11 protein-coding genes and 1 pseudogene are annotated in these 12,204 nt (G+C 52.5%); 2 read left to right on the top strand and 10 right to left on the bottom strand.

Annotation, left to right across the window (positions count from 1 at the left end):
* Positions 1–16: 16 nt before the first annotated feature.
* The 10 genes and pseudogenes from MOST_RS02500 to MOST_RS02455 all read right to left on the bottom strand — a co-directional run bounded on the left by MOST_RS02500 (position 17) and on the right by MOST_RS02455 (position 10,908).
* A complete protein-coding gene (locus MOST_RS02500; protein WP_106007019.1) occupies positions 17–1,924 on the bottom strand; it encodes an N-acetylmuramoyl-L-alanine amidase in 1,908 nt (635 codons plus the stop codon).
* A gap of 148 nt (positions 1,925–2,072) precedes the next feature.
* Positions 2,073–2,681, bottom strand: coding sequence for a GerMN domain-containing protein (locus MOST_RS02495; RefSeq protein WP_054936306.1), 609 nt, complete (start codon positions 2,679–2,681; stop codon positions 2,073–2,075).
* Between the two features lie 67 nt (positions 2,682–2,748).
* Entirely contained in the window at positions 2,749–3,852 is a 1,104-nt protein-coding gene (gene hisC / locus MOST_RS02490; protein WP_054936307.1) for a histidinol-phosphate transaminase, read from the bottom strand.
* A gap of 46 nt (positions 3,853–3,898) precedes the next feature.
* On the bottom strand, positions 3,899–4,330 hold the full coding sequence (locus MOST_RS02485; RefSeq protein ID WP_054936308.1) for an ACT domain-containing protein: 432 nt from the start codon (positions 4,328–4,330) through the stop codon (positions 3,899–3,901).
* A gap of 14 nt (positions 4,331–4,344) precedes the next feature.
* On the bottom strand, positions 4,345–5,658 hold the full coding sequence (locus tag MOST_RS02480) for a phenylacetate--CoA ligase (RefSeq protein ID WP_054936309.1): 1,314 nt from the start codon (positions 5,656–5,658) through the stop codon (positions 4,345–4,347).
* A gap of 163 nt (positions 5,659–5,821) precedes the next feature.
* On the bottom strand, positions 5,822–7,219 hold the full coding sequence (locus tag MOST_RS02475) for a SpoVR family protein (protein ID WP_054936310.1): 1,398 nt from the start codon (positions 7,217–7,219) through the stop codon (positions 5,822–5,824).
* Positions 7,203–8,372: a sporulation protein YhbH gene (gene yhbH / locus MOST_RS02470; protein ID WP_054936311.1), complete on the bottom strand. Its 1,170-nt coding sequence runs from the start codon at positions 8,370–8,372 to the stop codon at positions 7,203–7,205. The genes MOST_RS02475 and yhbH overlap by 17 nt, the downstream gene beginning before the upstream one ends.
* A gap of 10 nt (positions 8,373–8,382) precedes the next feature.
* Positions 8,383–9,426: pseudogene (locus MOST_RS02465) on the bottom strand (protein prkA); the annotation flags it as partial.
* A gap of 277 nt (positions 9,427–9,703) precedes the next feature.
* Entirely contained in the window at positions 9,704–10,243 is a 540-nt protein-coding gene (locus tag MOST_RS02460) for a hypothetical protein (RefSeq protein ID WP_054936312.1), read from the bottom strand.
* Between the two features lie 404 nt (positions 10,244–10,647).
* Complete coding sequence (locus MOST_RS02455; protein WP_054936313.1) at positions 10,648–10,908, bottom strand: hypothetical protein; 261 nt, start codon at positions 10,906–10,908, stop codon at positions 10,648–10,650.
* Between the two features lie 173 nt (positions 10,909–11,081).
* On the opposite strand from MOST_RS02455, the gene MOST_RS17580 reads away from it, so the two are divergent.
* Positions 11,082–11,528, top strand: coding sequence for a hypothetical protein (locus MOST_RS17580; protein WP_083476556.1), 447 nt, complete (start codon positions 11,082–11,084; stop codon positions 11,526–11,528).
* A gap of 129 nt (positions 11,529–11,657) precedes the next feature.
* Positions 11,658–12,086, top strand: a complete 429-nt coding sequence (locus tag MOST_RS02445; protein ID WP_054936315.1) for an ImmA/IrrE family metallo-endopeptidase — start codon at positions 11,658–11,660, stop codon at positions 12,084–12,086.
* Positions 12,087–12,204: the final 118 nt, after the last annotated feature.

Raw genomic sequence — 12,204 nt, 5'->3', positions numbered from 1 at the left:
CTAATTAGCGGTAAAATTAATTACCGGTAAAGTAAGCGCTGATCCCGTTAAAAATACCCTCCGCTACCCTGGCCTGGAAAGCCGGGCTATTCAAAAGCTGTTCCTCGGTGGGGTTGGAGATAAAGGCCGTCTCGACCAATACTGAGGGCATCTCGGTATTGCGTAGGACCGAGAAATTGGCCTCTAGGATACCCAGGTCTTTCCGCCCGGTAGCGGCTACCAGGGCAGACTGGATGGCAGCAGCCAGGCGCCGGCGCTCTTCCCTTTGCTGCCCCAGAGCCGTATCCGGCGGGGCATAGAAATAGGTGGACGTGCCGGAAGCATCGGGGCTATAGGAAGCATTGGAGTGGATGCTGATAAAAAGATCGGCACCCAGATCATTGGCGTAATAGGCCCGGCCCGCCAGGGTATAGGGGCAGGTCTCGCCATTGCGGGTAAGATAAACGCTGGCCCTCGCACTACGAAGCAGGGCGGCAAGTTTCTGGGCTATAGCCAGGTTGACGTCCTTTTCCTTAACCCCGGTAGGGCCAATGGCACCAGGATCAGCGCCATTCGTATCTGTACCGTGACCGGGATCAATGACTATCTTACTGCCATTAAGTGATGGCTTCTCTATAAGAAAGATCGTCCCGCTCTTGTCAGCCGATTTGAATCTCAGCCTGGCGGCCCCGATAAGATCAAAGACGATGCGAACGGTATCCGCCGTAAACTGCCCCAAACGGACCCTGGCCAGGGGAGAACGGTTAACCTCCACCGTTTCCTGCCCCTTCGGTACGACCAAGACGGCATCTGATACATCAACTATCAGGCGATTATCCCAGAAGGAAGTTTTATAAGTAAAAACCCCGCTGGCTTTAACGGTAACCTGGAGGGCACCGCCTGATGGTACAACCGTTACCCCGGTAATCTGCACGCGGGGCTTCTGGCCACCAGGATCGTTTCCTTGCGGTTCGTAGGGCGCAAAGGTGGCCAGGGCGCTGGCCAGCCAGCCACGCTGGCCGTTAGCCATTTCCACCTGCCACCAGTCACCTTTTTTCTGCCAAATGGGCAGTTTGCTACCGGCGGCAGCCGTACCCACCTGCTTTTCCACCGGGCTTGGACCGGCCAAAATTGCTACCGGCCGGCTGCCGACAACCGCCAGGCCCAGGGGTTGTCCGGCTGGCGGCTGGCCGTCGCCGGGCAAGGGGTTCCCGGCCGGGGGCTGAGTTCCACCCGTGGGCGGGTTTTCACCAGGCGGCCCGCCATTCCCCGGCGAGTTATTATCATAGACCGGCTCGGCATAGGCAGCTGAAACCCAGCCCTGCCGGCCGCCATTTAACTGTACTTGATACCAGCCGGGAGCTTCGTCTATCAATCTTAGCACCGTCCCCCGGGGAAGAACGTCGATGATATTATAATCCAGCCCCGGGCCGGACCGGATATTAACATAGCTGCCCGTCAGGCGCACCTGGCTGGCACTCTGCACTGTTCCCAGGGTGATCCTGACTGTCTGGGAGGTAGCATTCCAGTCTACCTGCCCGCCAAAGGCCTGGGAGATGAAACGAACCGGCACCATGGTCGTATTACCTTTTAACACCGGGGTGGTATCCAGCAGGATGGCCTGTCCATTTACAGAGGCCCGGCGGCTGCCAATCCACATTTTTAAAGTTGTTGCTCCCCGGTTAACGACAATACCCTGTTCTTCTTCTACCCAGTCCACCCTGGCACCCATATACTCCATAACGAAGCGCAGGGGAACCATGGTGCGGCCATTGCCGTCAATATAAGGCGGTACCGCCGGGTCAACCCGGGTACCGTTAAGGATGAGGGTAACACCGGGGCTGGCTGCGGCCGGCAGGGCCTTTAAGCCCAGCGTTAATATGTACATTAACACCAGCAGTAACAATAAAAGACCCCACCGGCCCGTCGATATGCGCCTGTCCATCACCCTTCCTTTCTCCTTTCATTTTTTGCAGCTAACATAGTATTCGCTGCGCCGCAGTTCCTTTCCTCCCGCAGTGGCCATTTTTTGTTGAAAAAACAAAAATGGTGCCCGGAGAGGCACCCCTTATTTGACACTTTTAGACAAATGCTTACTGGGCTTCCTTTTTGATCAGACTTTCATTACGGCTCATGGCTGCCGAGACATCGACATGGCCGGCAATGGTTTTAACATACTGGCCGTCCACCAGGAACTGGACCTGTTTGACCGTTGGAAACTGGGTCAGGGTATTGATGATAGAGTAAACGGTTAAACTTTCCCCCAGGGAGCCGCCGCTGTGGTTGGCCACCAGTTCCTTGCTGAAATCTACCCTGGCCAGGCCGTCGGGACGGATGTTGATATCTTTCAGTACCGTCCCTCTGGGAATAGTTGGCAGGAGCTGCGAACCCGGTCCCGGCCCTTTAATGAGTTCCTCAATGGTTGCCCGGGCAATACCCTCTACCAGCGGGATGGTACGTTTCTCGGCCACCAGGTAATTCCCGGTGGGGTCGCTGAAATAGAGAACAACCTGGGTGGTTTTGGTGTCTTCTTTCTTTACCTCGGCCTCGGTTGCCGGCGTGCTGGTTTCCGGCGGCGGCAACTGGACCTGGACCTGGGACCGTGACTTGCCTGTCAACCTGTCTATTAAACCGCACCCGCTCGCCAAAGCAACTACAAGCAACAAGCTCACTGCAACTGCTAAGTACTTGCCTGCCCGCAAAAAAATCCCTCCTTTCAATCCTGCTATAACATAAATATCAAGGAAAGGAGGGATATATTCCTGATTTTTACGCCCTACCCAAAACTTCCCGCAGGGCCTGGATAAAGCGTTCATTTTGCCGCGGTGTACCTATTGTCACCCGCAGGTAAGTATCATAGCCAAAGATATCGCCGGTACGGACAATCACACCTCTTTTTAAAAGCTCCTGGAAAACGGTGCGGCTGTCCCGCTGGATGTCGACAAAGATGAAATTGGCCTCTGTAGGAACATACTGCAGGCCCAGGGTTGTAAACTGTTCGTAGAGGTATTGTTTACCTTCTATATTTACCTCCCGGCTCTTCTTGACATGGGCCTCATCCTTGAGGGCAGCAATGGCCGCCGCCTGGGCCAGGAGATTAACGTTAAAGGGCTCCCGCACCCGGTTCAAGTTTCTGATAATTTCCGGTACGGCCACGCCGTAGCCTACCCGGAGGCCCGCCAGGCCGTAAATTTTGGAAAAAGTACGCAGGACAATGACGTTGGCGCGCCCGTGGCGGATATAGGCCAGGCTGTCAGGATAATGCTCGGCCGTTACGTAATCGGCATAGGCTTCATCCAGAACCACCAGGACGGAAGGAGGTACTTCCTTTAAAAAGCTATCCAGGACCACCTGGCCGACAATGGTCCCCGTGGGGTTGTTGGGGTTACAGATGAAGACCAGCCGGGTCCGGGGGGTTATACTGGCGGCCATGGCCTTCAAGTCGTGGCGGAAACTGCGGCAGGGCACCTTGATGGCTCGACCGGCCATGACCTGGGCGGCAAACTCATACTCGGAGAAAGTTGGCTCGGCGACGACTATATCATCTCCGGGGTTAACGTAGGCCTCGGCCAGCATTTTTAAGATCTCATCAGTTCCGTTGCCCACAATGATGTTTTCCGTGGAAACACTCAGTTTCTCCGCCAGGGCATTTTTCAGGTAATAACAGTTTCCGTCCGGGTACAGGTAAACCCTCTCGCTGGCCTCCCGTAAAGCCTGGACGGCATCAGGCGAGGGGCCCAGGGGATTCTCATTAGATGCCAGTTTAATTACATCCTTAACCCCCAGTTCTCGCTGGACTTCTTCAATGGGTTTACCGGGTACGTAGGGCTTAATGGCCAGGATGGCTTCCCGGCATTGAGGTGCAGTGGCCACTTGGTTTCATCTCCTTCATAATACTGGGGAGGGAGAGGTAGGATCTTCAGAGGCGGTAGATCCTTTCACCCTCCACAATAGTAATTCCCTTATCCTGGAGAATCGTAATAGCTTTATCCAGCTCTTCGACGCGGAAGATCACCAGGGCACCGTTATCGCCCTTACCAATAAAGGCATACAGGTATTCGATGTTGATGCCTGCTTCTTCCAGGATAGACAGGATGTTACTCAAGCCCCCGGGCCTGTCCGGCATTTCCACCCCCAGGACCTCCGTGAGGCTGACGGTGAAACCCGCTTCTTTCAGGGCGGCGTAGGCCTGTTCTGGATCGTTGACGATGAGGCGTAAGATGCCAAAGTCAGAAGTGTCGGCAATGGACAGGGCGCGGATGTTGATCCCCCGCCCGGCCAGCAGGCGCGTTACTGCCGCCAGCCGGCCCGACTTGTTCTCCAGGAATATCGAGAGCTGTTTGATTTTCATAGACTCGCCTCCCCTCATATCTTCCGCTTGTCAATCACCCTAACTGCTTTCCCTTCGCTGCGCTCGATGGTTTTGGGCTCCACCAGGGTGACTTTCACGCTAATACCCAGGGTGCTTTCCAGCTCGTTGACCAGCCGTTTTTCCAGTTCTTCCAGTCCCCGTACTTTATCGGAGAAAAGGGAGTCGGAAACCTCCACCTTGACCTCCAGGGTGTCCAGGGCTCCCTGGCGGTCGACAATGAGGAGGTAATGGGGTTCGGTACCGCCCATTTCCAGGAGAACGCTCTCCACCTGGGAGGGAAAGACATTGACCCCGCGAATAATGAGCATGTCATCCGTCCGCCCCGTAAAGCGGGCCACCCGGACGTAGGTGCGGCCGCAGGAACACGTCCCGAGGAGCAGGCTGGTAATGTCCCTGGTCCGGTAGCGGATGACTGGCAGGGCCTCTTTGGTGAGCGATGTGATGACCAGCTCGCCCAGCTGTCCCGGCGGCACCGACTTCTCCGTCACCGGGTCAATGACTTCTACCAGGAAGTGGTCGCCAAAAACATGCAGGCCGTTCTTCTCCTGGCACTCAATGCCTACGCCGGGACCGATAACTTCGCTCAGGCCGTAGATATCAACAGCGCTGATCCCCAGCCGTTTCTCGATCTCCTGGCGCATGTTTTCCGACCAGGGTTCGGCACCAAAAATACCGCACCGGAGCTTTAACTCCCCGGGGCTGACACCCATCTCGGCCATTACCTCGGCTAGATGCAAGGCATAGGAGGGAGTACAGGTAAGAACCGTACTACCGTAATCCTTCATGATCATTATCTGGCGCTTGGTATTGCCGCCGGAGATGGGGATAACAGATGCACCCAGGCGTTCTGCGCCATAATGAATCCCCAGGCCGCCGGTAAAGAGGCCATAACCATAGGCGTTCTGGATAATATCGTGACGGGTTGTCCCGCCGCAGACCAGGGCCCGGGCCATGAGCTCGGCCCAGACGTCAATATCATGGCGGGTATAACCGACCACCGTCGGTTTCCCTGTCGTACCGGATGAGGAGTGGATGCGCACCACTTCACTCATGGGTACGGCAAACATACCGAAGGGATAATTGTCCCGTAAATCCTGTTTGGTGGTAAAAGGTAATTTCTGGAGATCGTCCAGGCTCTTGATATCGCCCGGTTCTATTCCAATGGCCTGGAAGGCCTTACGGTAAAAGGGAACGTTAAAAAAGGCTCTTTTGACCGTCGCCTGGAGGCGCTCCAGCTGGAGTTCCCTTAATTCTTCCTCCGGCATACACTCGTATCTTTCATTCCAGTACAAACCGTTCTCCCCCATATATAAGAAGTGAGAAGTAGGAAGTGGGATCTTTGGTAGAAACTAGCTGCGCCAGTTTCTATTTAAATACCTGTCCTCGTGATAACCACCCATCTTCAGGGTTTCCACAATCCGGACATACTAAAGATATTTCCACATTAAAACAGGGATTCCTGCTATAAATTTAGCGGCGGCTATTTTTCTTGCCGTCATAGCTAAATACAGCCGTCTTGCCGTCAATGACGGTTTCCAGGTGGACCGGCCGGCCCCACAACAGGTAAACGTAGGGCAGGGTCTTTTCCAGGTACGGGACATCCAGTTCCAGGCCTTCATAGCAATGCTTGAGGTAGAGTTCACCCCGCCGCTGGTAGTCACCATCCTCGACGACGATATAGGGAAAACCACAGTTGGTCAGGCGGCCGACCAGGCCATCCCGGACCTTTTCCCAGTCTTTCTCCACCACTACCCATTCCGACCCCACCTTCTGATAGAGGAAGAGATCCAGCTCTTCGACTAGTTCCCTGGTCAGGTAGTTGCGCAGGAAGGAGATATCGTTTTCACAGGTACGGACCTCAAAGATTTTGGCCCGGCCCTCCCCACCTTTGCGACCGTATTTTTCCCGCTCTTCCTGGCTGGGATTATCCCAGCGCTTTTCAATATCCTCAAAAATCTTGCTGCCCACATAATAGGGATTGATTTGCATTTTGCCCGGCTGGCTGACGCTGGCATGGAGGTGGGCAAATTCGATGGTTTCTTCTTCTGTTAAATCCAGTTCCCGCATAATGCGGGCGTGCCAGTAAGTGGCCCAGCCTTCGTTAATAATCTTAGTTTCCATCTGGGGCCAGAAATACCGCATTTCTTCCCGGACTATAGCCAGGATATCCCGCTGCCAGTCCTCCAGCTCGGGGCTATTGTTCATGATGAAGGCCAGCATATCCTTCGTTGGCCGCGGTGGTATCTTCCGGCTACGTTCCCTGGGCTGTTCCTTCGGTTTGCCGTCCAGGGCCCAGAGGTCATCATAGGGTGTCTCCGGAGGGCGGGAAGGCCCCTTTTCCTTTTCCCCCTCCTCTTTCGTTACCGGAAAGATGGCGGGGGGCTCGATATGTTCCTGGATAGACAGGGCGGCGTCGAGGAAAATCTCTACTTCCCGGTGGCCGTATTTAAACTCGTATTCCCTGATTTTGGCAGCATGGACGGCCATGGTTTCTACCATTTGACGGGAGGTTGGAGCAAAATGAACGTTATTTTTAAAAAAGTCGCTGTGGGCAAAAACATGGGCAATGACCAGTTTATTCTGGATCAGGTCGTTACCCTCCAGCAAGAAGGCATAGCAGGGGTTGGAGTTGATGACCAGTTCATAGATGCGGCTGAGGTTGAAGTCATACTGGAGCTTCATCTTATAGAAGTGTTTGCCGAAAGTCCAATGGGTGAACCTGGTTGGCATACCGTAGGCACCAAAGGCATAAATGACGTCGGCCGGTACCAGCTCAAAGCGCATGGGAAAAAAGTCCAGGCCGAATTTCCTGGCCTGGTCGTGGATGGCTTCGATGGCTTTAGCGAGGGCCTTAAATTCTTGTTCCACCTGATTCCCTCCCTTTTGAGCCGGCAAAAAACTGCCGTAATGCCTGGTAAACCTCGCTTTTATCTTTGATGGCCACTGTCACCAGGCGTTCATCTTTGATGCGTTTCAGGACGTTCATCAGGGTGCTGGTGCGGTAATAGGGGTTAACAATCTCCCCATAGCCCAGGAGATTTACTTTAGGCAAGAGCAGCTGGACGGCTTCCAGGCAGGTCTCGTTGTCGCTGGGAAGATTATCCCCGTCGGTAAAATGAAAGGGATAGATATTATAATCGGCCGGGGAATAGCGCTTGTCAATAATCTCCAGGGCCAGCTGGTAGGCCGAAGAACAGCGGGTGCCGCCGCTTTCGCCCTTGGCAAAGAATTCTTCTTCGGTTACTTCCCTGGCCTGGGTATGGTGGGCAATGAAGACAATTTCCACCTGCTGGTACTTGCTGCGCAGGAAACGCACCATCCAGAAAAAGAAGGTCCGGGCGATATACTTCTCATAAGTCCCCATGCTACCGGAGGTATCCATCATGGCCAGGACCACGGCACTGGTCTCATAGCGCATTTTTTCCTCCCAGGTTTTAAAACGCAGGTCCTCCGGAATGATGCCGCCAATGAAGAGCTTCCCCTTCATGGCATTGCGTTTGAGGTTCTCCAGGAGGGTGCGTTTTTTATCCAGGTTACCCATGAGGCCTTTGCGGCGGACGTCGCGAAATTCATAGGTGGGTGAAGCCAGGATGGGTTTTTTCTTCTCCTGGAGATTGGGGAGTTCTAGATCCTGGAAAAGCATCTCCTGGACTTCCTCCAGGGTGACCTCGGCTTCGTAGTAATCAACTCCCGGCTGGTCGCCCGCTCCAGGGCCTTTACCGGCGCCATCAGGGGCCTCGCGACCAATGACCGTTCCCTTCTGGGTACCGCCGCTGCCCTGGCCAACGTTCCGGCCCTGGTTGTAATTGAAGCGGAAGTGGTACTCCTCCAGGCTCCTGATGGGCACCCGGACCACCTTTTTGCCCTTGCCCATGATGATGCTTTCTTCGGTGATAATCTGGGGTAGATTTTTCTTGATGGCTTCCCGCACCTTTTCCTGGTGCCGCTGCTGGTCCAGGTAGCCTTTCCGGTGCAGGGACCAGTCTTCCCGCGACAGACTATACTGGGTATCCACGGCCATCACTCCGCACTTAGCGGTTTAAGAGACTGCCAGTGTATTTCAACAGCTCGTTGGCGCACACCGGGCAATAGCCATGCTGGGAAATGAGGCGGTCGATAACGGCATTGATGCGCTTCAACTGTTCCGGGTCCGGCGTCCGGGTGGAAGTGGTAATCTTGATGATATCCTTCATGTCGGCAAAAAGCTTTTTCTCAATGGCCTCCCGCAGGCGCTCGTGGGAATTATAATCGAAGGTCTTGCCCTTACGGGCATAGGAAGAAAGGCGGATGAGGATCTCTTCCCGGAAGGCTTTCTTGGCGTTTTCCGTGACACCGATCTGCTCCTCGATGGAGCGCATGAGTTTTTCATCGGGATCCAGCTCTTCATCGGTAATGGGGTCGCGGACCTTGGTCTTGTTGACAAAGGCCTCCACATTATCCAGGTAGTTGTTAAACAGAGCCCGGGCCGATTCTTCATAGGAGTAAACAAAGGCCCGCTGGACTTCCTTCTTGGCGTATTCGTCGTATTCCTGCCGCGCCAGGGCAATGAAATTAATGAGGCGCTCCTTTTCTTCCTTGGTAATAGAGGGGTGCTGGTCCAGGCCGTCCTTCAAAGCCCGCAGGATATCCAGGGCATTGATGCAGCGGGTATCGGCAGTTATCAGGGCGCTGGAAATGCGGTTGATGACGTAGCGGGGGTCGACGCCGCTCATGCCCTCCCCCTCGACTTCATTCATGAGTTCCAGGACGTCCTTTTGCTTGAAACCCTCCACATCCTCGCCATCATAAAGCTTCATCTTCTTTAAGAGGTCCATACCCTGTTTTTTCGATTCCTTCAGGCGGGACAGGATGGAAAAGATGGCTGCCGCCTGGAGGGCAAAGGGGGCAATGTGGACGGTAATATCGCTCTGGCGGATCAGTTTTTGATAAATCTTTACCTCATCCCGCACCTTCAGGTTATAGGGAATAGGAATGACCATAATCCGGGACTGCAGGGCTTCATTCTTGGGGTTGCTGATAAAGGCCCGGTATTCCGCTTCGTTGGTGTGGGCAATTATTACCTCGTCGGATGTTACCTCATAGCACTAAACCGCCACTGCTTGTTCTGCTTGATTTTCCCGGCTATTGGGGCCGTTCTCTGGTGCCGCCTTCCTTTCAATTAAACATTCTACAAGTACTGCATATAACCTTCTTTCCTCCTCGGGCGTAGGAGGCCTCGATGGCATGTGAACCGTTATGGTGCCGAAACGGTTTTTAATTTCCATGCGGACCACCTCAACACATACATATGTGGCCAAACTTGCCAAACCGGCCTGTCCTTAAAAATAAAAATGCCGGGTTAGACCCGGTATTTTATGGAAGGAGAGGTCTTTTGCCGCCGCCCCTGCCTTTCTTATAACCGCTGGCTGCAGGTATATTTCCTATTGCTGATATTTTCAACGGCAGGTCCGCCGGCCGGCTAGTCGGCTCCAGGTTGCATATGTACTTATTGCGACTACCGTCCAGTTCATAAGCGCTCCCCGCCCACTTCAGCCAGTCCCCGCCACCTACCTGCACCCTCCTGGCCGACATCTCGGCGGCATTGACGGCCTGCTGGTACTGCAGCCAGGCTATAATGGCAGCCTCTTCTTCACTGTCAACTTGCGCTCTTTCCCGTTTCTGGCGCCGCCTTTCCTTTTCTTCTTCGCGCTTCACAAATACCTGGCGGACAGCTTCAGCCAGGGCTTCATCCCCAGCCAGGCCGGGCATTTGCTGCAAGTCCTTCAACGCCTGGCGGACTCTTTCCGCCGCAGCCCTGCGGTCTTTTTCTCCCGCATCTTCCCTGATCAGGCCTGCCAACCGGGCCAGGATAGTCGCCGGGGCTGTTGGGTTATCCACTAATACCCTGGCCACCGCACGGGCAACCTCCTGCCGGTCTGCCCTGGGAGCCTTGCCTGGACCGCGTTTTCCTTGCCCTCGAACAGGTGGTAACCCATGGCGCTTCCGCAACTTTCTTTCTGCATCCGGTGTCCGGTTTTTTCTCTGGCTTTCGTTTTTTGGAGGGCATACTACGGCTATATAAGGTTGCTCCGGCACTTTTTATCCTCTCCCGAGGCTTTTTGTCTTTAATTCTGGTAGGATATGGAACAATAAATGACGAATATACAAAATGCCTTCAGATTAACTAGCAACGGTTATTATACTGGATTCTTGGCCCGGCTGCGGTAGCCATCCCTCGGCTTCCATGCGTTTAGAAGGAAATTGGCTCCCGCCCATTATTGGTGGCAAAGGAGATATACCTACAGTAGGAGCACATCCTACCCTTCTGTACCTGTGTCTTTGGTATTATTACATATATGTAATGGTTCTTCTAAAAAAATATACTGCCTAAAATCTAACCCGTTATCTTGGCAAAAACGCATAAAACGTCCTAAAAACTTTGGACCAGCTTTTGAGTTTTTAGTTAAAATTCTATAGACCTGAGCTACATCAACGTCTAATTGCCTTGCAAACTCATGATAATTACCATTAGCTTTTTCCTGCATTAATTCTTTAACTCTTATCTTATTTAAAAACATGTTTCATCACCTTATCTAATTTATTACCTACAATCAATGTTGTTTACATGTAATATTATACCTCTTTATTACACACAGTCAATAGTTTTTGGAAGGCTCCGTGAAAAAAATAAATGTTGTCTGTAGTCAACGGTTATTATATAATAATTTTGCAGAGGAAAGAAGGTAAGATTATGTCGGGGTTTAACAAAGAAAAGTTCGCGCAGCTACTGAACAAAGCAAGAGGAGATAGGTCTATTAATCAGTATGCGCTTCAGTCTGGAGTAACTTCTGCACATATTTCAAGGCTATCAAGGGCATTATTGAATTCCCCTCCAACCCCACAGACTATAAAAAAGTTGGCGGATCATGCTTACAATAATGTTACTTACGAAGATCTCATGGCCGCCGCCGGCTACCTACCGGAAGAAGAAAAGCAGGCCAAACCCATAGACACAAGAGAATGGTATAACCGTGACGACCCGCCCAGCAATATAGAGTTGGAAGAATTCCTTAGGCAAAGCAACGTCCAGTTCAACGGGGCGCCCCTGGACGAAGAGGATAAAGAGGATATAATAGAATTCCTAAAGTTTGCCTGGAAAACCCTGAAGAAAGAAAAAGAGAAAGAGAAAGGTAAGTAACGGCTGACTCTTGCCCAAAATTTAAGCAACATAAGTATTTAAAAGCTACTTCCTGTGAAAGGGAGTAGCTTTATTGATATAGCCATATTTCGACAAATATCGATCCAAGGCTTCCGGGAGCGACGGCTTATGCAAGAATACATCATCAAAGCTGTAAATGGCCTGGTGAAAAAATATAACACCAGGGACCCCTTAAAGCTGGCTGATTGCCTTGGCATCAAAATCATCCCATTTCCGTTCCGCAAGATAAAAGGCATGGTTTTAGAGTTTATGGGCCGCAAACTCATCGGGATAAACTCTTCCCTTCCCAGAGAAGAGCAAAGGATTATAGTCGGCCATGAAATCGGCCATGACCAGTTATCGCCGTCCGGCCTCGGTTACTTTTTTATGGTGGAAAACACATGCATAATCACCGGGTCGGAAGAATACCGGGCTAATGCCTTTACCGCAGAGTTATTGCTGGCCGAAGAACAGCCCGAATATGGACAAACCATAGAAGAATTTGCGGCTGAATTAGGGGTGCCGCCGGAGCTGGTAAAGATAAAGTTTATAAAGTGATTAGGTGCCAAATAGTATCTGCCCGGAAAAAATAATGCAATTACCTGTTGACGAACAAATGTTCCTGGTGGTATAAAAATGTTAAAGAATACCATCAAACCAAAACATTCCCCGGGAA

Source organism: Neomoorella stamsii (assembly GCF_002995805.1).
Lineage (GTDB): Bacteria > Bacillota > DSM-521 > Neomoorellales > Neomoorellaceae > Neomoorella > Neomoorella stamsii.
This window is presented reverse-complemented; position numbering and strand designations above follow the sequence as displayed.